At 60.0% G+C, this 25,166-nt stretch carries 17 protein-coding genes; 10 read left to right on the top strand and 7 right to left on the bottom strand.

Going from position 1 to position 25,166, the window contains the following annotated elements:
• Positions 1-25: 25 nt before the first annotated feature.
• Positions 26-619, bottom strand: a complete 594-nt coding sequence (kdpC, locus tag QMG46_RS15040; protein WP_281848642.1) for a potassium-transporting ATPase subunit KdpC — start codon at positions 617-619, stop codon at positions 26-28.
• An 11-nt stretch (positions 620-630) separates the two neighbouring features.
• Positions 631-2,334: a potassium-transporting ATPase subunit KdpA gene (kdpA, locus tag QMG46_RS15035; RefSeq protein WP_281848641.1), complete on the bottom strand. Its 1,704-nt coding sequence runs from the start codon at positions 2,332-2,334 to the stop codon at positions 631-633.
• Here kdpA and QMG46_RS15030 point away from each other — a divergent pair.
• From QMG46_RS15030 to QMG46_RS14995, 8 genes are all read left to right on the top strand, one after another.
• Positions 2,314-2,553: a hypothetical protein gene (locus QMG46_RS15030; RefSeq protein WP_281848640.1), complete on the top strand. Its 240-nt coding sequence runs from the start codon at positions 2,314-2,316 to the stop codon at positions 2,551-2,553. The two genes, kdpA and QMG46_RS15030, sit on opposite strands and share 21 nt — an antisense overlap.
• A gap of 482 nt (positions 2,554-3,035) precedes the next feature.
• Positions 3,036-4,052 carry a glucokinase gene (locus QMG46_RS15025; RefSeq protein WP_281848639.1) on the top strand — a complete coding sequence of 339 codons (1,017 nt, stop codon included), beginning with the start codon at positions 3,036-3,038 and terminating at the stop codon, positions 4,050-4,052.
• Positions 4,049-6,385, top strand: coding sequence for a beta-N-acetylhexosaminidase (locus QMG46_RS15020; RefSeq protein ID WP_281848638.1), 2,337 nt, complete (start codon positions 4,049-4,051; stop codon positions 6,383-6,385). Before QMG46_RS15025 ends, QMG46_RS15020 begins: the two co-directional genes overlap by 4 nt.
• A 198-nt stretch (positions 6,386-6,583) precedes the next feature.
• Positions 6,584-9,769, top strand: a complete 3,186-nt coding sequence (locus QMG46_RS15015; RefSeq protein ID WP_281848637.1) for a TonB-dependent receptor — start codon at positions 6,584-6,586, stop codon at positions 9,767-9,769.
• Between the two features lie 188 nt (positions 9,770-9,957).
• Positions 9,958-11,346 carry an APC family permease gene (locus QMG46_RS15010; protein WP_281848636.1) on the top strand — a complete coding sequence of 463 codons (1,389 nt, stop codon included), beginning with the start codon at positions 9,958-9,960 and terminating at the stop codon, positions 11,344-11,346.
• 46 nt (positions 11,347-11,392) lie between these two features.
• Positions 11,393-14,053, top strand: coding sequence for a glycoside hydrolase family 2 protein (locus QMG46_RS15005; RefSeq protein ID WP_281848635.1), 2,661 nt, complete (start codon positions 11,393-11,395; stop codon positions 14,051-14,053).
• Positions 14,054-14,069: 16 nt separating this feature from the next.
• Positions 14,070-15,077, top strand: coding sequence for a LacI family DNA-binding transcriptional regulator (locus tag QMG46_RS15000; RefSeq protein WP_281848634.1), 1,008 nt, complete (start codon positions 14,070-14,072; stop codon positions 15,075-15,077).
• A gap of 46 nt (positions 15,078-15,123) precedes the next feature.
• Entirely contained in the window at positions 15,124-15,960 is an 837-nt protein-coding gene (locus QMG46_RS14995) for a sulfotransferase family protein (protein ID WP_281848633.1), read from the top strand.
• 28 nt (positions 15,961-15,988) lie between these two features.
• Here QMG46_RS14995 and QMG46_RS14990 read toward each other — a convergent pair whose 3' ends face one another.
• The 4 genes from QMG46_RS14990 to QMG46_RS14975 form a co-directional block, all read right to left on the bottom strand.
• Entirely contained in the window at positions 15,989-18,118 is a 2,130-nt protein-coding gene (locus tag QMG46_RS14990) for a YjbH domain-containing protein (protein WP_281848632.1), read from the bottom strand.
• Positions 18,119-18,180: 62 nt separating this feature from the next.
• Entirely contained in the window at positions 18,181-18,963 is a 783-nt protein-coding gene (locus QMG46_RS14985; protein WP_281848631.1) for a capsule biosynthesis GfcC family protein, read from the bottom strand.
• Positions 18,960-19,589, bottom strand: a complete 630-nt coding sequence (locus tag QMG46_RS14980; protein WP_281848630.1) for a YjbF family lipoprotein — start codon at positions 19,587-19,589, stop codon at positions 18,960-18,962. The genes QMG46_RS14985 and QMG46_RS14980 overlap by 4 nt, the downstream gene beginning before the upstream one ends.
• 64 nt (positions 19,590-19,653) lie before the next feature.
• Positions 19,654-20,769: a polysaccharide biosynthesis/export family protein gene (locus tag QMG46_RS14975; RefSeq protein WP_345781772.1), complete on the bottom strand. Its 1,116-nt coding sequence runs from the start codon at positions 20,767-20,769 to the stop codon at positions 19,654-19,656.
• A gap of 1,017 nt (positions 20,770-21,786) precedes the next feature.
• Here QMG46_RS14975 and QMG46_RS14970 point away from each other — a divergent pair.
• Both QMG46_RS14970 and QMG46_RS14965 read left to right on the top strand, forming a co-directional pair.
• Positions 21,787-22,842 (top strand): undecaprenyl/decaprenyl-phosphate alpha-N-acetylglucosaminyl 1-phosphate transferase, encoded by a 1,056-nt coding sequence (locus QMG46_RS14970; RefSeq protein ID WP_281848629.1) that lies wholly within the window; start codon positions 21,787-21,789, stop codon positions 22,840-22,842.
• 112 nt (positions 22,843-22,954) lie between these two features.
• Positions 22,955-23,704, top strand: coding sequence for a YdcF family protein (locus QMG46_RS14965; protein WP_281848628.1), 750 nt, complete (start codon positions 22,955-22,957; stop codon positions 23,702-23,704).
• 15 nt (positions 23,705-23,719) lie between these two features.
• Here the strand turns inward: QMG46_RS14965 and QMG46_RS14960 are convergent, their stop codons facing one another.
• Complete coding sequence (locus QMG46_RS14960; protein ID WP_281848627.1) at positions 23,720-25,159, bottom strand: glycosyl hydrolase family 28-related protein; 1,440 nt, start codon at positions 25,157-25,159, stop codon at positions 23,720-23,722.
• Positions 25,160-25,166: the final 7 nt, after the last annotated feature.

Raw genomic sequence — 25,166 nt, 5'->3', positions numbered from 1 at the left:
TGGAGTGCTCATGGAAGTATCCCGATCAGCGTGCGCGATCAAGCGAAAGGTTCAGCGCGAGGACATTGACGCGCGGCTCGCCCAGCAGGCCCAGCTGGCGCCCCTGTGCTTGACGATCGATCAGCGCGTTGATCTCGTCCACCGACAGGTGCCGCTCCTTGGCCACGCGCTCGGCCTGCGCATGCGCGTTGGCCAGGCTGATATCGGGATCGAGGCCCGAACCCGAGGCAGTTACCGCATCGACCGGCACCGGCATGCCATCGGCCAGCCCGTTTTCCTTGCGGAATGCGACCGCACGTTCGCCCACGGCGTCACGTAGCTTTGCGCTCGTGGGGCCGAGGTTGCTGGCTCCGCTCGATGCGGCGTTATAAGGCTGGTCACTGGTGGCGCTGGGGCGCGGATGGAAATAACGCGGCGCGTGGAAATCCTGGCCCAGCATCGCCGAACCCACCACGGCTTCACCCTGGTGCACCAGGCTACCTGCCGCCTGATGCGGAAAGAGAACGGACGCGATGCCGGTGCTGGCCAAGGGATAAGCGATGCCGGTCACCGCCATGAACAATACCGCCGAAACGAGGACGGGACGAACGAGAACGGGACGAACAAGAGCAGAGTTCATAGTCATTTGCCTCAGAAAAACTGACCCGCAGCCATGGCGAGATGCTCGACGATCGGTCCGAGGGCCAGCGCTGGCAGGAACGTAAGGCCGCCCACGACGACGATGACGAAGATCAACAGCATCGTGAACAGCGGCGTCGCCGTCGGCAGCGTGCCTGCGCTTTCCGGTACCGAGCGCTTTGCAGCCAGCGAGCCGGCCACCGCCAGCATGGGCAGCAAGGTGAAATAACGTCCCAGCAACATGGCCAGGCCGATGGTCGTGTTGTAGAACGGCGTGTTTGCGTTCAGACCGGCAAAGGCCGAGCCGTTGTTGGCGGTGCCCGAGGTATAGGTATAGATCAGTTCGCTGAAACCATGGGGACCGGCGTTGGCGAGGCTGGATGATGCCCCGGGCCACAGCGCGGCCAATGCCGTGAACCCAAGAATGCACAATGGATGCGCAAGCAGCGCGAGCATTACCAGCTTCATCTCGCGCGCTTCGACCTTCTTGCCGAGAAACTCCGGTGTGCGCCCAATCATCATCCCGACGAGGAACACCGTGAGGATGGCGAACGACACGAGATTGATAAAGCCGACGCCGACACCGCCAAAGACATCGTTAAGCATCATCAGGAACAACGGCACCATGCCGCCCACTGGGGTGAGCGAGTCGTGCATCGCGTTCACCGAGCCGGTGGTGGCGGCCGTGGTCACGGCGACGAAGACGCTGGTCTGTGCGATACCGAAGCGCATTTCCTTGCCCTCCATGTTGCCGCCTGGTTGAAGCGTGCTTGGCGTCTGGTCGACAGCCAGGCTCGCGAACATCGGCGTACCACTACGCTCGGCCGGATATTCCACTGCCAGGAAGCCCACGAACATCACCATGAACGCGGCAAGAAACGCCCAGCCTTGGGCGCGGCGCGAAAGCATGCGACCGAAGGCGTAGGTCAGCGCCGAAGGAATCAGGAACATCGCCAACATGTGCAACAGGTTGGTCAGCGGCGACGGGTTCTCAAACGGATGGGCTGCATTTGCACCGTAGAAGCCGCCACCATTGGTGCCGATGTGCTTGATCGCTTCCAGGCTGGCCACCGGACCCACCACGATATGCTGCGTAGCGCCTTCCAACGTCGTGGCATTGGCGCTGCTCGACAACGTCTGCGGCATGCCTTGCCAGACATATACAACCGACAGCAGCAGACAGATCGGCAACAGCAGGCGCCAGACGATGCGGCTGAAATCGGCCCAATAGTTACCTACATTCCGAGACTCGCGTTGGGCCAGGCCACGGATGAACGCGGCGCACCCAGCGATACCAGAGGCCGCGCTTACCATCATCAGAAACGTGACGACCGCCATCTGCGAAAAGTTCGACAAACTTGACTCGCCGGAATAGGACTGCCAATTGGTGTTGGTAATGAACGATGCCGCTGTGTTGAAGGCCAGGTCAGGCGTCTGCGCCTGACGATGCAGCGCGTCGAACGGAAACCATGCCTGCAGGCGCAGGATCAGATATCCCAGCAGCATCATGGCGGCGTTGCTCAGCACCAGTGCCAGGCCATACGCCTTCCAGTCCATGCCGGCGTTGGAATCCACGCCAAGCAGCCGGTAGCCGATGCGCTCGGGCAGCCAGTGACCTTGCGTAGTGAGAATGCGCGTCAGCCAGCGTCCGGCCACGACGACCAGGCCGGCCATCAGCACGAGAAGCAGCGCAAATTGGGCGATATCGATAACCATGGAAGTTCAGATCCGGTCCAGGGCAATGACGAAAGAGACAGTGACGGCAAAGAACAACGCCGCCACCGCTACAAAGACGATGTCGTACATGGAATACCTCGATGGATGGATTCAGAACCGCTCGGGCTTGATGAGCGCGTAGAGCAGATAGGCGAACAACGCAAACAGCAGCACGCAACCGATCACGACCATGATGGCGCTCGCTTGGCATCGACCTGACGCATGGCGACATACCTCTTCGAATGACGAGGCGCCAAGCGTAGGCTGGCTCGTTTCAAGACGGCACGGAGATCGGTATCGGCGATATCAAGGCCGTATCAAGACGCCATCGGGATCGTGCGTCCCTCTTCGCGCCATGTGGGAGCCTTGAATAACTTCAGTCCTGATTCTCGCCATCCCGGCGTAGGCCGGGACCCAGTGGCATCGGCTTTCAGTTTTCGCGATAGAGCTGACTTTTGTGGGCTCTCGCGATAACCGTTCACAACGTCACTGGGTTCCGGCCTGCGCCGGAATGACGAGTCAGGAAAGGTTTTTGGATGTCCCCATACACCGGTGTCGCCCACCCCTAGGCATTTTTCCTACATGCTGCGCCACCGCTTGACACCGGTGTCAATTACGTTACACCCTGATACCCGTTCCAATGCCGGGGGGCGCTGGACGTGGGAATTGACGACTCGGATCGACTGGCGGGGAGACCGGTGATGCTGTTTCTGGCGGCCGATATTGGCGGCACGCATGGGCGTGTGGCGTTGATGCGCGCCCCGCGCGAGGGGGGACGCGAGGTGGAGACACTCGCCTATCGCGTCTACCTGTGCGCGGCGTTCCCGACGCTGTCGGACCTGCTGCAAGCCTTTGTCGACTCCGACGTGCGGACCCCAGTGAAGCATTGCGTGCTGGCCTGTGCCGGCCAGATCGTGGGCAACGACGTCGTCAACGACAATCTCGCCTGGCCCATCGACCTGGCGCAGTTGCGTCAGACGCTCGGCCTAGACGAGGTTGCCGTACTCAACGACTTCGAAGCACTGGCCTACGCACTCGACGGCGCCCTTGCCGACGATGGTCGCCATCTGTGCGGGCCGGACACGCATGCCAGCGGCCCGACTCTGGTGATTGGGCCAGGCACCGGTCTTGGTGCGGCGGTGCACTTCCCCGGCCCTGCCGGCGGCTTCGTACTGGCGACAGAGGCGGGCCAAATGGATTTCGCGCCGAACTCGGTGCGTGAGCGCGAGGTTCTCGCACATCTGGCGCCCCATGGTGGCTACGTGGAGTTCGAACGCATCGTGTCGGGGCCCGGTCTGCTGACCATCTATACGGCTCTGTGTGCGCTGGACGAAAAAACACCTCTGATGGCGACACCCGAATCGGTCACCATGGCGGCCGTCGCACGTGGCGACGCCTATGCTGTAGAGGCCGTGGAGATTTTCTGCGCCTCGTTGGGAAGCTTTGCCGGCAACCTCGCGATGAGCTTCATGGCTACGGGCGGCGTGTATCTGGCCGGTGGGTTTCTGTCGTCCATCTTCGAACTGCTAAAGCGCAGCGCCTTCGAGGAGCGATTCCTGCACGGGCGCAGCGCGCGCACGCTGCTCTCTCAAATACCGGTGCGGGTAACGGAACACGGCCGCCACGGTGTGCAGGGGGCGGCGCTGTGGTTCCTCAAGGATGGCATGCCGGGAGCGGGAGCACTTGGCCATGCCATCGCAAATGGATTGGGCGCATGAGCCGCATCGCGCCATCGAGATTTCTTTACCGCCTGATCATCACCTGGCTCGCGGCTACGTGCACGGTCATGGCAGCCCCAGCGGTTCCCAACTGGTCGTTACTTCCGCAGCCGGCAAAGGCGAGCCCGGCCGGATCGGGCGCGGTCGATATCGCGGATGGCGCGGTGGTCTCGGTGCATGGCGCCGATAGCCAGCAAGTGCAGTCCATCGCGCAGCAGTTTATGCAACGTGTCGCCGATACCAACGGATTGCGCCTGAACGCGGCGACGACGGGTGCGGCGCATCCCGCGATCACGTTCGATGTGAACCCCAAGGCCGACATCGCCGATGACGCCGGCTATCGCATCACGATAGATAACAACGGCATCCTGGTCACGGCACGCACGCCGCGCGGCGCGTTCTATGGCAGCGTCACCCTGTGGCAATTGCTGACGCCACCCGGATGGACGCGTGGCGCCCCGGTCGCAGTTGCCCATGGCGTCATCGACGATCATCCGCGTTTCGCGTGGCGTGCACTGCTGCTCGACTCCGGACGGCACTACCAGAGCGTGGCCGAGATCAAGAAGCTGATCGACTGGATGTCGTTCAACAAGTTGAACGTGCTGCTCTGGCACCTGACCGAAGACCAGGGCTGGCGTCTGGCCATCCCCAAGTATCCCCTGCTCACGAAAATCGGGGCATGCCGCGAAGCGGTAGGTTTGGACAGCGAACTGACCGGCTCTGGCGATCACCCTTATTGCGGCTTTTACACGGAAGCCGACGCACGTGAGATCGTGCGCTATGCCGCCGAACGCTATGTCGAGGTGGTTCCGGAATTCGATATTCCCGGACATTCCCAGGCAGCCATCGCCGCCTATCCATGGCTGGGCGTTACCGGCAAGCGACCGGATGTGTGGACCAACTGGGGCGTCAGCCCGTGGTTGCTCAAGCCCAACGAAAAGACCTTGCAGTTCGTTGACGATGTGCTCGATGAGATCATGCGGCTATTCCCGTCGCAATACATCTCGATCGGCGGCGACGAGGCCGACAAGCAGCAGTGGAATGCATCGCCGGAAGTGCGCGCGCAGATGCACAAGCTGGGCCTGGCGAACATGGACCAGTTGCAGAGCTGGTTCACCAACGAAGTCACCGCGTATCTGATCAAGCACGGACGCCGGCCCGTGGGTTGGGACGATGAGCTGGTCGCCGGCGCGACGCTTCCGGCATCGCAAGTGGTGATGTCCTGGCACGGCGACGACAACGAACGTGTCGCGCTCGCGGCTCTTCACCAAGGCCACGACGTGGTCATGACACCGCAGGAATCGCTTTATTTCGACCACTACCAGTCCGACCTGCCTGACGAATGGGCAGGACCGCCGCCCGCGGCAACGCTGCGGCAAGCCTATGACACGATCGTCATCCCGGACGGTGCAAGCGCCACCGAAGCCAAGCACATCATTGGCGTGCAGGCGGGCCTCTGGACCGAGCAGATGCGCACCTTTGCGCATGACCAGCACGCGGTATTTCCACGCATCGCGGCACTGTCCGAACTTGGCTGGTCACCCGCAAACGCTCGCGACTGGAATAATTTCCTGCAACGCATGCCGGCCGAACTGGCGCGTTACCGCGCACTGGGCATCGGCTATGCGGACAGTGCGTTCGCACCGGTTTTTCAAGTAACCGCCGCGGCGAACGATAGTTTCCGGATCGAGCTTTCCAATCAGGTCGGATTCGGGACGATTCGATACACGACGGATGGATCCGCGCCGACTAACCAATCCGCGTCCTATGCCCAACCGCTCACGCTGCCGCGCCATACGACCCTGCGCGCCGCGACCTTTGCGCCGGACGGTTTCGAACTCGCCGCGCCACGTACGCAGACGCTGGATGAAACGACCTTGCTGAGCCGTGACAGCCATGCGTTTGCAACCTGCTCCAAGCAGCCGCCGACGCGTCTGGATGGCAGCAGCCAGGCGCAGGCATCGAGGCCAGTGCATTCGGTGGATATCGGCAATGCATGCTGGCTGTGGCCAGAGGTGTCGCTGGCCGGCATCAAGCATGTTGCGATGACGGTCGAGCGTATGACCTGGCGCTTTGGCGATGAAGCCAGGGATGCCGTGGTGCGTCCGAAGGGCAGCGCCGCCGGCGAGTTCGAGATTCATGCCGATTCTTGCACAGGGCCGCTGCTTGCCAGCGTGCCGCTGGCGACTGCAGCGCAGAAAAAAGGTCAGATCCATCTTGAAGCAAATGTTGCCGCGCCGGTGGGGACCGGCGTTCGCAATGTGTGCGTCTTCGCTACCGGCGATCCGCGCGATGGCCAATGGGCGTTGGCGCGCATGGCGTTTTCGAAATAAGCAATACACGGGGCCTGGGCCTCGTGCAGCAGCACCGGAGTAAGACGGCCTTGGCTCGCGAAGCCAAGGCCTGGGGAGAAAACGAGAGATTGCATCACAACGGCGTGCGCACTCGCAGGCACCGCCGAGCCGTACGTTTTTTTGAAATACCACGGAGCACCTGAGGTTCGACAGGCAACACCAACGAGGTTAAAGCCCATGTCCACCGTACTTCGCAAGCGTCCTTTGTCATTTGCCATTACCGCGTCGCTCTTGGCCGTCATGTCGACATCGGCTAGAGCGTCGACATTTTTCGATGTCCAGGCGGACGGCCAGGCAACGGCACAAACTACACCGGCACCTGCGTCACCACCGACCGATACCAAGAAAGCCGACGCCGACGCCGAGAAGAAGGCGGTCACGCTGTCGACCGTGGCGGTCTCCGGCGTGCGTGCGTCGCAGATGCGCGCCATCGACCTGAAGCGCGATGCGCCAAAGATTCAGGACAGCATCACCGCCGAAAACATCGGCGCCCTGCCCGACACCACCATCACCGACTCGCTGCAACGTGTCACTGGCGTGCAGATCAACCGCGATGCCGGCGTGGGCACCTCCGTCGACGTCCGCGGCCTGCCCCAGGTCGGCACCATGTTGAACGGCGAAGTGTTCATCACGGCAGACCAGATCGACGCGCAGCAACCCGACTTCACCATGTTGCCGTCTACGCTGTTCCATGGCGTGGACGTGGTCAAATCGTCCACCGCCAATGAGACCGACAGCGGCATCAGCGGCGCCATCGACCTGCATACCTATCGCCCGTGGGATCTCCCCAGTGGCTTTACTTACAGCTATTCGGCCAATGGCGAGCGTGGCACCACCACCAACCATTGGGGGCCCGAAGGCAATGGCCTTATTTCGTATAACGACAACGGTCATTGGGGGCTGCTGATCGCCGCCGATTTCTCCAATACCCGGCGCATGAATGCTACCGAAGGCCTCGACCAGTACGGTGTCGTGCTCAATGGCGAGAATGCGGCGAGTGCCGGCGGCTACAACGGCTTCCTGACACCGTGGAACGGCGCGCCTATCCCGTCGAAGATCGTGCAGAACGCCGATGGCAGCGTGGACGTCAATGGCGACGGCAAGTCCAACGGCGTCTTCATGGGCAGCCAGGACATCAACCTCAACGATATCATTACCCAACGCAAGCGCAAATCCGGCAATGCCTCGTTCCAGATGGATCTGGGTAGCGGCTTCAGCCTGACCAGCGACTACTTCTACTCGCAGCAGCGTCAGTACGATCGTAACGTCGGCATCCAGTTCAACTCCACCAACTGGCAGGGCGCAACCTATGTGCCGCTGCAATCGCGCAATACCGGCAGTCCGGCCCTAGGCTCTTATGGCACGCCCGAGCCGGGCTGGGAGGGTTCGCAGATATACACCTCGCAGGTGTACGAGAAGTGGCCCGGCGACGTGGAGTCGTATTCGCAGATTGTCCAGAAAAGCTCGGTAGCGAAGAACTTCAATCTTCAGCTGGATTACGACGACGGCGGCGCATTCACGGCCAGCCTGCGCGGTATTCATGACACCGCATCGCAGTCGAACCAGGAAACTGACGTCAATATTTCCGACTCTGACGGCGCATTGTGGCCCAACGTGCTCAAGGACGGCGTACCTGATGACGCAGTACCGCCCGGCACCTTCGTTTATCCGGCGCAGCTGGGCGGCAATCGCGTATTCAATGCCAACGGCATTCCGCAGAACACGGTGCCGATCATTGCGAACTTCGGTGGCCGCTATATCAAGGTCGACATGCCAGCCTCGCTGGCTGCCGATTTCGCCAATCCCAACGCCTGGACGATGAAGACACTGGAATCCTCGGGCGACTACGACCGCAAGGTGGCGTTGAATGCATTGCGGTTCGACGGTACCTACGACTTCCAGGATGGGTTCAAGCTTGAGTTTGGCGTGCGCAACAGCATCCGCGGCGCGGACAACAATGGCTGGACTCTGGAAACTCCTGTCTATGCCGGCATGGGTGCAAGCGATCCGAACGGATGCCTGGTGCGCTATGTCGGTGCCGACGTGGTCCTGAACAGCGGCGCGTGTACCGCGGGCAACGATCTGGGTTATTTCCGTGCAGGCCCGCAGTCGGCGATTTCGCTGCCTAACGCTGCCGCGCCGCTTTCAGGCAACTGGAAGCAGTACAACAACCTGCTCGGCTCGGGCATCAACTTCTGGGCGATCAATCCCTCGGCGATGATCGATCCGATTTCGTTCTGGAAATCACTCTATCCCGATACTCAAAAGGTGGCCGAACCGGGCACGACATGGTCGGTACGGTTGAAGGAACTGACCGGTTATCTGCAGGGTGATTTCAAGGGCGATATCGGTGACATGCCCTATAGCGGCAATATTGGCGTGCGGCTGATCCGTACGCATCTGAACGTGACCCAGCATTTGAGTGGCGATCCGGGAGCGTACGGCGATGAGCCGGCCGATGTCGGTACGGACGTTACCAAACGCAGTTATCAGGACGTCCTGCCATCGGCCAACTTCTCGCTGGATCTCACCGACAGCCTGAAGTTTCGACTGGCCTATTCCAAGAACATGATGCCACTCGACCTGAGCACCTGGGGTGGCGGTTTGCAGCTGAACTACTCGCTGGCCGAGACGCCAAACGGGCCGATCTTCCGCGTCGCCGATGGCACGTCGACCGGTAACCCGAACCTTAACCCATGGCGCTCTACCAATTACGGCGCATCGCTGGAGTACTACATCAACCCCACCAGCATGCTCAGCCTCGCGCTGTTCCGCATCAACGTGGACAGCTTCATCAAGAACGGTAGCGTAACCAACTGTACCCTGCCCGACGAGGACGGCGTGGTACGCGATCATTGCATCGTGATCACCCAGCCCGTGCAGGGCACCGGCAACAGCATTCACGGCGCGGAGTTCGACTATCGCCAGGGCTTTACCTTCCTTCCCGGCATTCTGTCCAAGACGGGTATGGAGATAAACGCCACCTATGCACCAAGCAACTCGGGCGAAAAGGACCTGGCCGGCAAAGAGATCCCGTTCCAGGACAACTCCACCAAGTCCGGCAATTTCATCCTGTGGTATCAGGACGATCACTTCCAGGCACGCGTCGCGTACAACTACCGTTCGCGGCGAGCAGTGATGGATAGCGTGGGTGGCATTACGGGGATGGAGATGTACGAAGCGCCACAGAAGTATCTCGACGCGTCGATCTCGTACAAGTTCAGCAAGTACGCGGAGGTGTTCGTGGACGGTACCAACCTTACCAACGAGTATCAGCGTTACTACCTGGTTTGGCCTGACCAGCCCGCGCACTCGACGTTCTCCGAGCGTATGTTCATGGTGGGGGTGCGTGGGCAGTGGTAATCGGAGCGTTTCCCGGGGTATCGATTAGCCCCTCCTACTCGTCATCCCGGCGAAGGCCGGGATCCAGTGCCTTACGCTTCAATGTGCTGAAGACACTGGGCCCCGGCCTTCGCCGGGGCGACGATGGAAACTGAGGTTATCCGGCAGCCATTAGCACGCCATTCGCAAACCAACACGACAAGGTAAGCATGCAAGATTCCAGCGCGCCACCGCCCGTTCACGACAGCGCCCTGCACCGTTCCATCGGGGTGTTCTCGGGAACCGCAATCAACATGACCCAGATGTGCGGTATCGGACCGTTCATCACCATTCCGATCATGGTCGCCGCGATGGGTGGCCCGCAGGCGATCATCGGCTGGGTTGCCGGCGCCATCCTGGCCATGGCCGACGGTCTGGTCTGGGCCGAACTGGGAGCGGCGATGCCCGGTTCCGGAGGTACCTATGTCTACCTGCGTGAGGCTTTCCAATACCGCACCGGCAAACTGATGCCGTTCCTGTTCATCTGGACAATGCTGCTGGCGATTCCCTTGCTGATGTCCACGGGCATAATCGGCATGGTGGAGTACCTGGGATTCTTCTTCCCTAATCTGGGCTGGTGGCCGATACATCTGGTCAGCGTGGTGGCGACCGCCATCGTTACCTGGCTCCTGTACCGTCGCATCGAATCGGTTCGCTCGATCACGGTCGCGCTGTGGGTCATCATGTTGATCTCCGTTATCGGCGTGGCGGCGGCCGGCTTCTCGCATTTCAATGCGAGCTTCGCCTTTAGCTATCCGGCCGATACGTTCGGCAGCCACTTCTTCGTCGGGCTTGGCGCGGGGCTGATCATCGGCATCTACGACTATCTCGGCTACAACACCACCGCCTATATCGGCGACGAGCTGCGTGATCCGGGGCGGACCATGCCTGGTTCCATCATCATCTCGGTGATCGCGATGATGTTTGTGTACCTGTTACTCAACATCAGCGTGCTTGGGGTGGCGCCATGGCAGGAGATTGCCCAGTCCAAGTCGGTGGCTTCGCTGGTAGTGGAGCGTAGCTGGGGGCATCTGGCAGCGGCCATCATGACCGTCCTCATCATCGTGACCGCGTTCGCCTCGGTGTTCACCGGCCTGCTGGGCGGCTCGCGCGTGCCATTCCAGGCAGCGCAGGACAAGGTATTCCTGTCCATCTTTGGACGCCTGCACGCGAAACACCGCTTTCCACATATAGCGCTGCTCACTATGGGCGTCGTGACGGCCATCGGCACGTTCTTCGACCTCACCGAAGTCATCAACATGCTGCTGACGGCGACCATCATCGTGCAGTCCATTGCGCAGATCGCAGCATTGGTCGTGCTGCGCAAGCGCCAACCGAATCTCGAGCGACCGTACAAGCAGTGGCTTTACCCGGTGCCATGCGTCATCGCGCTGTTGGGTTGGGTCTATGTGTATGTATCCGCCTCGACGTCGTCGCTGATTCTGTCGGGCATCTGGATTGTCGCCGGCCTGGTGGTGTTTGCCATCTGGGCCAGGCTCAACCAGTCCTGGCCGTTCGCGCCCGTCGAAGTACGCGAAACCTATCTTGGGAAACCGTAACGCCATGCAAACTCCAACCAGGTGCGCATTCTGGATGATGGCCGCGATGGCCATATCGGCTGCACACGCGCAAACGACCTACACGCCCACCCAGGTAGCCGTCGGTGCCGGCACAGTGACTCCCATCGCTCATTGGCATATCCAGGACAGCGCGAAGACGCAGCAGCCCGGCGCCGAGATTTCCGCGCCGGGCTATGCCACCGAAGGCTGGTATCCGGCGAGTGGCAAGGCAACCGTCATGGCCGGCTTGTTGGAAAACGGCACGTACAAGAACGACGTGTTCTACAGTGACAACCTGCGCGCAGTGCAGGTGCCCGATTCCAGCGGCACTCTTTTCGTGACACCGTGGTGGTACCGAACCCAATTCATGCTGCCGAAGGCTACGACCGGAGGACATACGCTGCTGCGCGCCAACGGCATGATCGCGAGCGCCGACGTGTGGGTAAACGGGCATCTTGTCGCCGACCACGGCGAGGTCGCCGGAGCCTATCCCGTGCGCGAGCTCGATGTGACGCGTTGGGTGCACACGGGCGACAACGTCCTTGCCATGCAAGTGCATCCGGCCGACCCAAGAGCTAGCCTGTCGATCGGCTGGGTGGACTGGAACCCCACGCCTCCGGACAACAATATGGGCCCATGGCGCGGCGTGGATATCGTGCAGACCGGGCCTGTCGAGTTGAGCTTTCCACAGGTGGTTTCAACGTTGTCGCTGCCCGATCTCGCGCACGCCGCACTGGACGTCAAGGTGACTGCAAGGAACCTCGACACGGTGGCGCATGATGCGGCGATCGACGGCACGGTGGCTGGCGTTTCCATAAAACAGACCGTCCATCTCGCACCCGGACAAACGCAGGTCGTTTCGTTCTCGCCTAAAACGACCCCTGCCCTCGCACTGGATCATCCGAAAATCTGGTGGCCGGTGGGCATGGGCGAACATCCGTTGTACCAACTCGAGCTGACAGCCGCAGTTGATGGCGCAACCTCCGACCGGGCCCTCGCGACATTCGGCATACGCAGCGTCAGTTCGAACCTGACGAAACAGGGCTATCGCCAGTTCTTCATCAACGGGAAACCCTTGCTGATTCGCGGCGGCGGCTGGGCACCAGACATGTTTCTGCGCGATGATCCCGCGCGCATGGACGCCGAGTTCAGCTACGTCCTCAACCTTGGCCTCAATGCGATCCGCAGCGAAGGCAAGCTGGAGAATCAGCGCTTCTACGATCTGGCCGACCGCAGCGGCATTCTGATACTGGCAGGCTGGGAGTGCTGCGACAAATGGGAGTCGGCCGCCAAGACCGGTGGTGCACCCTGGAGCGCCGCAGATATGAAAGTGGCCGAAGACTCTATGGCCAGCGAAGCGCGCCTGCTGCGCAATCACCCTTCGGTGATCGGCTTCCTGATCGGCAGCGACAATGCGCCTCCGCCGGCTATCGCGAAGATGTACTTCGATACGCTGCGCGCTGCTGACTGGCCGCTGCCGATCATCTCGGCCGCCGTTCCCAAGGGCACCGCCGAAGTCGGCCCCTCCGGACTGAAGATGGATGGTCCGTACGACTGGATCCCGCCGTCCTACTGGTACGCCGACAAGCTTGGCGGCGCGTTCGGCTTCGATTCGGAAGTCAGTGCAGGTGCGGATATTCCACGCCTGGAAGATGTGCAGCGCATGCTGTCGCCGCAAGAGCAGGAGGCCTTGTGGAAATACCCGGAGGCCAGGCAATTCCACGCATCCGCGGATTGGTCGACCTTTGCCGTGCTGACGCCATTCGACAAGGCGCTCGCCGCACGCTACGGCGCGCCCACGAGCCTTGCCGACTATGTCGCCAAGGCCCAGCTCGACAACTACGACAACGTCCGTGCGCAGTTCGAGGCATTCAACGCACACATGGATGCCGCCAAGCCGGCGACCGGCGTGATCTACTGGATGCTCAACAATGCGTGGCCCTCGCTGCACTGGCATCTGTACGACTACTACATGAACCCCGCCGGGGCGTATTTTGGTGCCAAGAAGGCCAACGAGCTGGTGCACATCCAGTATTCGTATGATTCCAACGGCATCGTGCTGGTGAACCATGGGCTCGACGATGTCCATGGCTTGCAGGCGAACATCCGCGTGCGCAAGCTGGATGGCAGCGTACTTTACGAGAAGCGCCTGCCGAACATCGATCTGACAGGAAACCACACCCGGCAGCTGGCAACGCTGCCGACCATCGCCGACCTGTCCGCCACCTACTTCATCGAGCTCGATCTCACCGCATCCGACGGCAAGCCGATCAGTCGCAACGTCTATTGGCTATCCACCCGGCAGGACAAGCTCGACTGGGCCAAGTCGAACTGGTATCTCACACCGTCAACGCAATACGCGGATCTGACCGCGCTGAAAACACTGCCGGCCGCCATAAGCGAGATCAAGGCCACGACGCGGCACGAGGGCAACGAGGACGTCACTACCGTGACCCTGTCGGTGCCCGACGCGTCCAGGACCGTGGCGCTCTTCCAGCATGTGTCGATCCGGCGCGGCGCGCAGGGCGATCTTGCGTTGCCGATACGCTGGAATGACAATGACGTCACACTTTGGCCTGGCGAGTCGATAGTCCTGACCGCGCGATACGCAGCGCAAGGAACGGCAGCACCGGTGGTCGAAGTCAATGGATGGAACGTCCCGACCCAAAGCGTTCCGGCTGGCACCTCGCAGGGAACCGATCATTGAAGGCGCAAAGGCTTCCATGTCACGTGTGACCATCAACGATGTCGCCCGCACCTCCGACACGTCGAAAAAGACCGTATCGCGCGTACTGAACAACGAACCGAACGTGCGCGACGAGGTGCGCGACCGCGTGCTTGCGGCCGTTGCGCAACTCAATTACCGCCCACTCACCTCGGCGCGCAGCCTGGCAACAAACCGCTCCTTCATGATCGGCCTGCTCTACGACAACTTGTCGCCGAGCTATATCATGGAAGTCCAGGCAGGCGTGCTGGAGGCCTGCGAAGCGGCGCAATACAGCATGATGGTGCAGCCGCTTGTCTCGACAGCGCCGGACTTCGTCGAACGCGTCGAGAGCATCCTGTGGCGACACCGGCCCGATGGGCTGATCCTTACGCCACCCATCACCGACCATCCGAAGCTGCTCGATCATTTACGCAAGAACGACCTTCCGTTTGCCTCGATCGCGCCACGCCAGTCCAAGGGCTGCATCGGCGTCATCCTCCGCGAGCGTGAAGCCGCAGCAGCGATGGTGGACCACCTCGTAGCACTGGGCCATCGCCGCATCGCCCACATCATTGGCCCGCCCAAGCACGGCGCCGGCATCTGGCGTCTCGCCGGCTTTCGCGATGGCTTGAAACGCGCAGGGCTGAAGGAAAACCCCGCCTATATGGTGCAAGGCCACTTTTCTTTCGAGTCCGGCGTGGCCGCAGCCCGCCAGTTGCTCGCACTGAAACAACGGCCGACCGCCATTTTCGCGGCGGACGACGATATGGCCGTCGGCGCGATCTGGGCAGCCGCGGAGGCAGGCGTGTCGGTTCCAGGCGATATGTCCATCTGCGGTTTCGACGACACCACGATCGCCACCCAGGTGTGGCCGCCGCTCACCACCGTCCACCAGCCTGTGCACGAGATGGGCAAGCGCGCCACCGAAGAGCTGCTGCTTCGCGTGCTTGGCAAAGGCGAAGCGCGCATGGTGGAAGTCGGCTATGAAATGCGTATGCGTGCTTCGACGGCACCCGCGCCCTGAAAGGCGCGCTATCGTAGCCATGCCAGTTAACCCAGAGGAAACACAGATGCCAGACGCCAGCCACCCGCCACGGAAGTTCCACTTCATTTCCGGGCTGCCGCGCGCCGGCACCACACTTCTGGCCGCGATCCTCAATCAGAATCCGCGCTTCCGTGCGGGCATGACCAGTCCGCTTGCGGACATCATGGGCGTGGTGATTGCCGAGGCGAGCAGCAAGAATGACTTTTCGTTCGATGTCTCCGACGAACAGCGCGTCGCGCTATTGCGCGGTCTGGTGGAGAACTTCTACTCCGTAGAGACTGACGTCGGCGTGGTGTTCGACACAAGCCGGCTGTGGTGCAGCCGAATGCAGTTGCTCAACACGCTGTTCCCCGGGGTGAAGGTCATTGCATGCGTGCGCCAGCTGGCATGGGTGCTCGACAGCATGGAGCGCCTGGTGCGTCGGCAACCGGTCAGCGTCAGCAAGGTGTTCCGCTTCGACACGAACACCACCGTGTACTCCCGCATTGAGGCCCTGACCGATCCACGGGGCATGGTGGGCTTTGCCTACCAGGCGAGCAAAGACGCCTTTTACGGCGAATACGCACGAGACCATCTGCTGTTGCTGACCTACGAAAGCCTGGTACGCGATCCGGCCGCGGCCGTACGCGCGGTCTACCAGTTTCTCGGCGAGCCCTGGTTCGAGCACGACTTCGACCACATCGAATACAACGCGGACGAGTTCGATGCCCGCGTCGGCATGCCTGGCCTGCATTCCGTTCGACCAAAGGTGGAGTCGATCGAGCGCCAGCCGGTTCTGCCGCGGGAGATCTTCGGGCGCTTCGCCAACGAGGCGTTCTGGATGGACCCAAAGAACAACGTCAATCAGGTACCTATTGTGTGAGCGCTGTTATCGTCACACCGAGCCCAAGTTACTCGACAACCTTATCCACGTTGTTATCGAACAGATCGCCGTCGCGATCGCTAGTCATGTTGTACAGGGTGTAGCGTCGATTGAGGCGTGCGCCGCCATCGCGCAACAGCGGCTCCCACATGAAGCTAGCCGAAGTGCGGCTGGATCGCGGCAGCATCAGATCGAACGGGATCGAGAAGTAGATACCCTTGTCGAAACTGCCTTCGCCCGTAGCCTGACCCGACTTGTTGGTCAACGTCGCATAGGCTCCCATCTTGGTGCCGTTGGCGAACTGGCGCGAAACATCCAACGTCATGCCCACGTCGCCGGCGAGATAGCGCCCAGCACTCAACGCAACGGTGACATCATGGAATCGGGTGTCCATGTAAAGCGTGGTCTGCCCGGTGATGATGTGATACGACCGCAACGCGAAGTCCTGTCTAAAGCCGCGCTGTCGTACCCAGTTAACATCCGTGCCGATCGCCCAGCGGTCACCGAAAGGCCGATAGAGCACTTCGCCGCCAACGCCCGCGTACATGCTCTCCAGCATGCCGCCATAAGCCATGCCAAACAGGTCGTTGCCCAGCCGTCGCGTACCCGTGAGCTGGAAGTTGGGCATGGTGATATCCGAGCTGGTCAGGTACTCGCGAATATTGGTGCGCACGCGTGGCAGCAAGCTCGGTGCCGTATAGGTGAACTTGTCGTAATTGTTGAGCAGGTTGACGCTGACCAGACCGTCCCACCACAGGTTCGGGGTGAAGTGGTAGCTGGCGCTACCATCGGCTGTGAACTGATAGAGCACAAACGCATTGGGCCCGCCCAGACTCTGCTTATAGGCAAGGGCCACGCCGGCATCGAATTTCTTGGGTGTCGCCGAATACAGTGTCTGCTCCGGCTGTGGAATCGGCGCATCCTGCTCGATGCTGCGCTTGAACGCGGTCGAGTCGATCTTGTGATCGATCAGATCGACGAAGCGCGGCCGGTGCAGCGTGTACTCGACCATCGGCATGCCGTAGCTTTCGCTGGACAGGGTAAACCAGTCGAAACTGCCGTCCAGGCGATTGTCCAGAATGCGCGAGACTCGCCCAAGCGCCTCAGCCGAATAGAAATACCTCTGCTGCTCGCCATGAATCACCAGATCCGAACCGCGCCGGCTAATACTGCGAACGGAAATACCGGCATTGTCGTTGAGCGCGCGAATCAACTCGGGCCAATCGACTTTTTCCGGCGGCATTGACGCTGGAACAGCGGTAGCGGCTGTCGCCTGCTTGGGCGCTACCGAAGGCAGCGAGCGCAAGGGTTCCGGCGGAGGGTCCATCGTTTTCTCCGGCGGCTTGTGTTCAGCCAGGTTGGCGTGGAGGCTCAATGTCGCCATCACCGTGGTGCCACGCTCGTAGCCGACCGAGAAATCCACATTGCGGTTGATCCGGAACAGCGCCGCGGCATTGAACGGCGTGCGTTGCTCCAAATTGTTGTTGTGCGCTTCGTGCTGGTAATTGTTGCCGTCCAGTTCCAATTTGAAGCGCAACCAATCCAGCGGCGTCTGGTATTCCACGCCGCCGAACAGCGCCGTCGGCCCACGAAAGTAGTTAAAGACGTTGAACTCACCACCTTGCTGGTTGGTGTTGCCGGCGCGCTGCTTGAATCCGCTGTAGATAAAACCGAACGGATTGGCCAGGTTGCCGCGTCCGCCGACATTGCCCCAACCCAGACCCAGGCTCAGGTCGAGCGGCCCGAGACGTTTGGTGGCAACCAGGAACTCGCCGCTGAACAAGCCGGTACCAGCGATATCGCGACCACCGATCGAAACATCCGGCAAGTAGCGTGATTCGCGCCACAAATGCACCTTCAGGTCGATCGATTTGTCCTTGAGTTTTTGATGCCCGCTCAGCGAGACCGGACCATACAGTTCGTTGCTGACGTTGGTGTACCGGAATGTCGTTTCCATCCACGGCAACGGTTGCAGCATGAGGTTGTACTGCGAAAAGGGGTAGACGCGAGTGGCGGTGAAACTGATTTCGCCATCGTCAGCCATGCGCGCGGTCGGCGTCTGCAACAAACCGATGCCACCGAAATCGTTATGCGTATAACCCGGAGCGTCCTGCGCATGCAGGGCCCTGCTCAACGATGCGGCAAGCAGCAAACCCACGGGCCACATGCCGCGGCGCAGAAGAACAAAAGGGCCAACGCCAGGATGGCCAACCCTCCCGTTCACTTCGGCACCTCGGTATCGCTTGCCGGCTGGGTCGCCAGAAAATTAGCCACTTCATGATTGAAGACGTCGTCCGCGGCTGAGCGAATGACATGTCGATCCAGTGGCACATAAATAATCGCACCGGGCGCCAACACCATCGGCGGGCTGCGATTCCACAGCGCGATACCCAGCTCGGAGACTTGTCCATCCGGCTGAATCACATACAACAGTTCCTTATCCGCTGCCGATGACGGCGCGCAATCTGCCAGATAGTCGCGTGCCGCCTTCAATCCGACTTGCGGCAAAGTACAAGGATGCGCGACAGCACCCACTACGCGCACGCTCGTCGGGCGTTTCGGATAGTTCAGCTGATCGCCATCGTCGAGCGGAAAATTATCGGCATCGCTGATCGCCAGCTGCGCGGGATCGAGCGTACGCACCAACCGGCGACCAGTCAGCGGCAGGCTTTGCAACCAATCGCGCAAGGAGCGGCTGGCCGCGAGCATGGCATCGTCGCCCGCAGCGGCAGCCTGTTGTCGTATCACTTCCAGTTCGTACAACAGCCCTGCCTGCTCGCGCCGCTGCGACAACAACTGCGAACGCTGCGACCACGATGCTCCCAGCACATAGGCTTCGGGATCGACCTGCGCGAGCTTGGTAACATCGGCCAGTCGTGGCATCTCAGCCAGCGGATAGGTGCCTGGCCGTGCCACGGCACCTGTCACAGTCACCTGTGCCGACGACAACTGCGACACGCACAGCGATATCAGCAGGCAGCCGGCACGGAGCAGGCATCTCATGGCGCAGTTTCTCGATATGGCCGCAACTGAATCAGCTCGAGCGATAGGCCGGGCGCTGCGTACTGGCGGCTTTTCCAGATGAATCCGTCGGCCGGATCAACCCAGTAATGATTCACTACATCAAAGCCCGCTTCCGCCGATCGCACTCGCTCATCTATGCGGCGCAAGTGATGCACCGTACCGAGAATCTCGACATTCTCCATCGCCTTGGGAGACAGCCGCGCCTGCGCCTGCACGCCATAGCGGTACCCCGGCGACCAATCCATCACACGTGTGTAGCTTATCGGCTGCTGCAGATGCTGCAGGCCGGCAGCGAAGGGATCCACCTGCGGCAACAACACGGCATCCAGGTTCTGGGTCAGCCCAAGGGTCTTTACCAGCAATCCGTGGCTCAAAAAAACCGCCTGCCCGTTCGCACCGTACCAACCGAGTCTTGCACCCTGCACGCTGGCGAGCACCATGACGGCCTCGCCATCATGACTCGATACCTGCAACTGGAAATAAGGCTGCGCGGCGACCGATGCCGCGGTCGGATGAACGTCGGCGCGACGATCGACCGCTTGCTTCAACGCGTCGACACTGCCCATCGAAACCGTCGTGCAGCCACCCGACAACACGATCGCCATGAACAGGCTCAGTCGAATGCACAGGGATGGCGAAGGTTTGTTCACAACCCACCCACAGCACGCATCAATTAGTGGTATCCAGGAAATTGGTCTTGGCGGTGGACAAGTTGCTGATCACTCCCGACAACGGCAGCAACTGCTGCAGGAAGCGGTTCCAACGCGTGATGTCGGCCGGACCTACGAACACAACGTCACCGGGGCGCACCGAAAATTGTGACGCCAAGGCAAACGCCGTCGGCGATTCGGCGCGCAGCTGGTAGATCATGGCCGGCGATTTTTCCATATCCTCGACACCGCGGATCACGTAGACCGCGTTGCCCTTGGATGTGACTTCGTTGAGGCCGCCCGCGCGACCAAGAGCCTGGCTCAATGTCAGATCGGCAGTCTTGAAAGGAATCGCCATCGGACGAACGACCTCACCCACGACATAAACTTCCTTGCGATCGTTATAAGGCAGGAAAATCTGATCGCCAGCCTTGAGCCAGACACTGTCGAGCCCATGCGGCTCGCGACTGAGTGTGTCCATATCCAGGTGATACTCGTGACCGTCGCGCGTCAACACCAGCCCAGAAAGGTCGGCCTGATCCGTATTGACCTGTGCCAGACCGATGGCCTGCGACAACGACAAGGGCGTTACCGTGATCGGCTGCGGCTCGGTCTTCATGAATGCGCCGCGCAGCGTGATGCGCTGACTGCCATAACTGATCACACTGAGATCGACCTGCGGCTTTTCTACATACTTGGCCAACTTCTCGGTGATCGCGGCACGCAGTTCCTCGATGGTCATGCCCTCTGCTTTGAGCAGGCCCACATAGGGATAGAACAAGGTGCCATCGGTGCGCACGAGACGGCCATTCGCACTTGGCTGCTGTTGCGGCCCAGCCGGCGAGGTCAGCTCCGGATGCTCCCATACCGTGATGTAGAGCGAATCGCCCGCGCCGATACGATAGCTCCCAGGCTGAAACGCAAGCAGCTCTGGCGGAATCGCAGCGGATACCGCCGTCGCCTTGTCCATGGCAAGCAGCTTGGGTGTGATAGGAACCAACTGATAGCGAGCCGCTTCCACCGAGCCCTGACGCGTAAGCCCGACCGTACTCATGTGTTGGCCGGGCGCCAGAACGCAGGCATGCAGGGCCAATGCGGTGATTGCGACGGCCAAAGCCCGCAGATTTTTCTTCACGTGAGGAACCTTTACTTAACCAACACAGCCGCTGCCGCAGCAGCGACGTGATCTTCCACCCAGGCCCCTACCAATGGTGATCGATTGTTGTATCCAAGCCGCGCACGACTGCCGGCCATGCGCAAAGACCCTTCAGACGACAGGGTCTACGCAAAAAAAACTTCAACTAGTGCGTGCCTGTGGTTCCACTAGTTCCGGTACCGGTTCCCGTACCTGTGCCGGTTCCCGTACCTGCGGTACCTGCCGCAACAGCTGCTGCCGCCGCACCGGGCCCGACTGCCGGCTTCCTCAAACTACCGTGCGCTGCGGCACTCGCTTGAGCCGGCGTGGCCAGTGCTGGTTGCACCGGTGCTTGATTCGCTGGCGATGCCGGAGCTTGACCGGCTGGTGCCTGTGAAGGACTTGGTGCGGCAGCCTGTGCGAATGCCTGCCCAACCAAAGCTAGCGAGAAAGCTCCTATCACAAGAATCTTCATGGTCTTTCCTCGATATCTGCATTCAGGAAAATCGAATCCACTGCAGCCTAGCAGACCAAGACTGCGATGCACACACTCTGATCGAATAGATGCGTGTTTATGTGCGCCAGATCATCACGCAACTGAACCGTCATTAAGATTCTTAAATTCAACAGTAACCATCATCGTTTCTTGTTCAGCATAGACGGAATCTTCATTGCTTGTTCATTGAATTTTCGCAAACGACAAAGTTCATCAGTGATGCAAAATTTGGCTTCGCTAAACATGTGAAAACAGGCTCATCGTTGAACAGTTGCGCGAGCATCTCATCACTCGATATCGCAGCGATGCCCATAGTGTGACTTTATCAGCAGACACTTGTAGTATCGTTCGGCACACTAGAAAAATTGAAGGCGTATACCGCCTCGCCAGATATACACAACATGCATGTGATGTCATGTCACCTTCATAATTTCATTTCGTAAACCAGAAATTTATGACTCGCTTGTTGCCAAATCAGGGGGTAACTAAGCAATCTGGTCTACCCAATGTTAGATGCAAGCATGATCCCTATCTGCACCGTGACTTTGTTCATCACGGTCCTCGCGATAGCGGCACTTCGTAAATTTGCCGAGCAGTTGGGCTTGATCGATCGCCCCAGCGGTCGCAAGCAGCACATCGGAAGCGTTCCGTTGATCGGCGGCCTTTCGATCTTCCTCGGCCTGTCAGTTGGCGCCATCTGCTATGGGCATTTCGGGCACTTCTCCTGGATGTTGCTCGGCACAGCGGCCGTCATGGTGTTTCTGGGCGCGCTGGATGACCGGAACGATCTGAGCGTACGCTCGCGCCTGGTCGTACAGGCGGCGGCGATACTGACCATGATCGCCACCACCGGTATCTATGTGCACCGACTGGGACATGTCCTTGGCATCGAACTGGAATTGGGCTGGCTGGGCATCCCGTTGACCGTGATTGCGGTGATTGGCCTGCTGAACGCCTTCAACATGATGGATGGCATCGATGGCCTGGCCGGCGGACTCGGCCTGATGAGCATCGGCAGCATCCTTCTGTTCAACAGCCAGGTCGGCGACCACGCCAAGCCGCAGGGCGTCGTGACGATCGTGACCCTGCTGGCCGTCGCCATATTGCCGTTCATGCTCGCGAACCTCGGCATGTTTGGGCGCAAGATCTTCATGGGCGATGCCGGCAGCATGGTACTGGGCTATCTCCTGGCCTGGACCTTGATCGAACTGAGCCAGGGCTCGCAGCCAACCCTGTCATCCAGTGATGTGTTGTGGTGCGTGGCACTGCCCGTCTTCGATACCTTTGCGGTCATGTATCGACGTATGCGCGAGGGCAAGTCCCCATTCAAGCCTGACCGAGGCCATATTCATCATATTCTGATGCGTGCAGGCCTCGGACCACGCAGCACCCTGGTGGCTTTGTTAGTCCTTTCGGGCGGCCTTATTCTTCTAGGCCATCTCATGCACCGCTTAGGCCCTGGTGCCAATTTCATCGTGTTTGGCGGCATGACGGTGGTCTATACCATCACCATGGCTCGTATCTGGAATATGCAAACTGATCGCGCTTCGCTAGCCGCTGTACGCAGGGCTAACTGAAATTCACGTTTCACATATAGAAACCCGTGTTTCCGCGCAGTCTATATAATTAATATTCATATTAAAACTGGCTCTGTGAATATGCCAGAGCAACCAGCGAAATCGCCGTAGCATGGATACCTCTTCGTATTTTTATGATCTGTGCTATCCCACTTCGCAGACACTATTGCTCGCCATCATTGGTCTATTGCTCTGGATAAATCGACGGCATAAGACAGGAATCGCCTTTTTGGCGGCGGGACTTTTATGGCTTGTTGCTTGCGCTACGCCAGTTTCCACAACATGGCTAACTGGCAGCCTGGAGCGTCAATACCCTCCACGCGACGCAGCGACCTATCCCAAAGTAGATGCGATCGTTGTCATCGGCGGGGACAGTCCACTCAGCGAGCAACAGGATTGGAGCGACGAAGAAGGCCCGATGGCAACAACTCGCGTCGGCTTTGGCTATTTGCTCTACAAGGCAGGCAAGGCCCCGATCATTCTGCTCTCTGGCGGGTCGGGCGGCGCACAGCGGATGGCTGCGATGCTCGAACAACAGGGAGTGCCACCGTCCGCACTGCGCATTGAAGGTCGTAGCAGCAATACCTACGAGAATGCCCTGTATTCTTCGCATATGCTGGCCGATGAGAAACTGCGGCGAATTTTGCTGGTGACCTCGCCGATGCATATGCCAAGAGCGATAGCGAGTTTCAGAAAGCAAGGCCTCGAGGTGATACCCGCATCAGCGCGGACAAGCCCCGCCGCCAAACCGCTCCTCGCAACCGATAAATGGTGGCCGCAACGCGCCGTACTCTGGCTCAACCACCATATCCTGCACGAATATATCGGTCTGGCTGTTTACGTTCTGAGCGGCAGAGCCTGAGAGCATCGTACCGGCTCACTGTCCAACGCGGCCGTTGAACTGAATCGACGTGCCGTTCGCCGCACGGCGAATACCGACATCGAGCTTGTTGTCGTACTCGAAGCTGCTCGAGTCCAGCTGTAAATTGCCGCTACCTACGCGCATGCCCTGGCCCGCGCCCAGAAAAATGGTATTGGCGGCCGGACTTCCCGAGAGGTGCGCGGTATGCGTAACGGTGTTCCCCGAAATGACTACGACGCCGATGTGCCCTGCGGTGTCAGCGGCCTCTTCCACGGAAAAGCCGATACAGGTGCCATAGATATCCTTGAAGATATTCCCGGCGCACACCAGGCCATGCACACCAAGGACACCAATGGCGCCGAGTTGCGGACGAATGCCGCTGAAGGTATTGCCGGTAATCACCGCGTTGATCGCGTTGGCGCTAGTAGCTGACGCCGTACTACCAACTCGGATCGCATCGCCCCCCGCCCCTGATCCGGGCGGAGATTGCTCGAACACGCAGCCGCTGATCTGCGTACCATTGAGGCCATTGATAGCCACACCGGTGCGGACGACATTCAAGAAATGGCAGTTCAGGACGGAGAGATTGTCTACAGGATCGGCCGCAGTCTTCGGTTTGGAGGCGCAGGCGATGCCCCAATAGCAGCGATCGAACTGACAGTCACTGACCAGCCAGTCATGCATGTTGTGACTGGTCTGATAGATGTTGTGAAACGTAATGCCCGCCGTGTTCACCGAATCGATGTTACGGAACGTGCAATTACGGATCGCAATATTTCGGTAAACGCTCCAATCGTGGTCCGGTTCGAAATCAATGCCGCCAACCGAAGCGGAAAGCTTGGCGTTGCCGATATTCTGGAAGATGCAGTTGGCTACCGTCAGCCCGTCGCAATCGATCACGGACAGGCCGTTGCGGTTATTCTTTACCGCACCATCGAACAGGCAATCATGCACATTGACGCGCTGGTTGTAGCGCTGGGTCTGATGCAGCGTACCCGAACCAACATACATGCCATCACCACGAAAACCATAGAACGATACGTTCTGAACCGTCATATCCGAAGTGGCATTCACCGCAAGCAGATAGTAGAACGGCTGATAACCGAACTCGGCCACCCTTCCATTGAGCTTGAGATGATGGACCGATACGTTGCGCATATTGTCCGCGGCATTGCTGGTCCCGCCGCTGCCCACATGAGTGGCGAGCAGATACTGGCAGGCCAACGTAGCGTCGTAGGCTCTGATCTCGCTTGACGGGCCCGCGCCATAGAATTCCAGGTCCGACTTCAGGTTCAGTTGCTTGCTGAGATAGACTCCGGACGGCACGAACACCTTGCCCGCCGCATTGATTGCCGCCTGGATGCCGCTGGTGCAATCGTATTTGCTGGTGCCGGCACTGATCGCTGCATGCTCGGCCTTCGGCAGGAAATCCAGCACGCTTACTTCTTTCTGCATGTCGTTC

The sequence above is a fragment of the Dyella sp. GSA-30 genome (assembly GCF_027924605.1).
Lineage (GTDB): Bacteria > Pseudomonadota > Gammaproteobacteria > Xanthomonadales > Rhodanobacteraceae > GSA-30.
Note: the sequence above shows the minus strand (reverse complement) of the source record. Positions and strands in the feature narration are given on the sequence as shown.

Coding starts and splice junctions, on each gene's coding strand:
- QMG46_RS14970 (WP_281848629.1), top strand. CDS start 21,787: ATGATCCCTATCTGCACCGTGACTTTGTTCATCACGGTCCTCGCGATA.
- kdpA (WP_281848641.1), bottom strand. CDS start 2,334: ATGGTTATCGATATCGCCCAATTTGCGCTGCTTCTCGTGCTGATGGCC.
- QMG46_RS15020 (WP_281848638.1), top strand. CDS start 4,049: ATGAGCCGCATCGCGCCATCGAGATTTCTTTACCGCCTGATCATCACC.
- QMG46_RS14965 (WP_281848628.1), top strand. CDS start 22,955: ATGGATACCTCTTCGTATTTTTATGATCTGTGCTATCCCACTTCGCAG.
- QMG46_RS14995 (WP_281848633.1), top strand. CDS start 15,124: ATGCCAGACGCCAGCCACCCGCCACGGAAGTTCCACTTCATTTCCGGG.
- QMG46_RS15010 (WP_281848636.1), top strand. CDS start 9,958: ATGCAAGATTCCAGCGCGCCACCGCCCGTTCACGACAGCGCCCTGCAC.
- QMG46_RS15015 (WP_281848637.1), top strand. CDS start 6,584: ATGTCCACCGTACTTCGCAAGCGTCCTTTGTCATTTGCCATTACCGCG.
- QMG46_RS14960 (WP_281848627.1), bottom strand. CDS start 25,159: ATGCAGAAAGAAGTAAGCGTGCTGGATTTCCTGCCGAAGGCCGAGCAT.
- QMG46_RS15005 (WP_281848635.1), top strand. CDS start 11,393: ATGGCCATATCGGCTGCACACGCGCAAACGACCTACACGCCCACCCAG.
- kdpC (WP_281848642.1), bottom strand. CDS start 619: ATGAACTCTGCTCTTGTTCGTCCCGTTCTCGTTCGTCCCGTCCTCGTT.
- QMG46_RS14980 (WP_281848630.1), bottom strand. CDS start 19,589: ATGGCGATCGTGTTGTCGGGTGGCTGCACGACGGTTTCGATGGGCAGT.
- QMG46_RS15025 (WP_281848639.1), top strand. CDS start 3,036: ATGCTGTTTCTGGCGGCCGATATTGGCGGCACGCATGGGCGTGTGGCG.
- QMG46_RS15000 (WP_281848634.1), top strand. CDS start 14,070: ATGTCACGTGTGACCATCAACGATGTCGCCCGCACCTCCGACACGTCG.
- QMG46_RS14985 (WP_281848631.1), bottom strand. CDS start 18,963: ATGAGATGCCTGCTCCGTGCCGGCTGCCTGCTGATATCGCTGTGCGTG.